Source organism: Peribacillus sp. SIMBA_075 (genome assembly GCF_046534585.1).
Genome location: NZ_JAWRYN010001043.1, coordinates 1 through 255, shown reverse-complemented (window position 1 = coordinate 255; position 255 = coordinate 1). Strand labels below are relative to the sequence as shown.

Sequence of the window (255 nt, the reverse complement as noted above, 5' to 3'; positions counted from 1 at the left end):
GACCTTGCATCGGTGCTCCACCAGAAACATCATCACTGAAAATTTGCATTGGAATCTCCAAAAGTATATTTTCCTTGATTACGGGCAGTAAGTCAAGTACTTCTCCTTCTAAACAATGAATTTCAGCTTCAGTTTCAAATTCTTCTTGTGAAGTTTGGAACACCTCAGTTGTTTTAATGTCAAATGGTAATGTCACATCTACATATAACTGGAAGCATGGTTTTACCATGTTCTCGCTCTTTAGTAGATGTGACA

General features: G+C 37.3%; 1 protein-coding gene. It reads right to left on the bottom strand.

Annotation, left to right across the window (positions count from 1 at the left end; translation table 11 throughout):
• A partial coding sequence (locus SB775_RS31475) for a YceD family protein (RefSeq protein ID WP_410865205.1) occupies nucleotides 1-255 on the bottom strand: 255 nt, incomplete at both ends.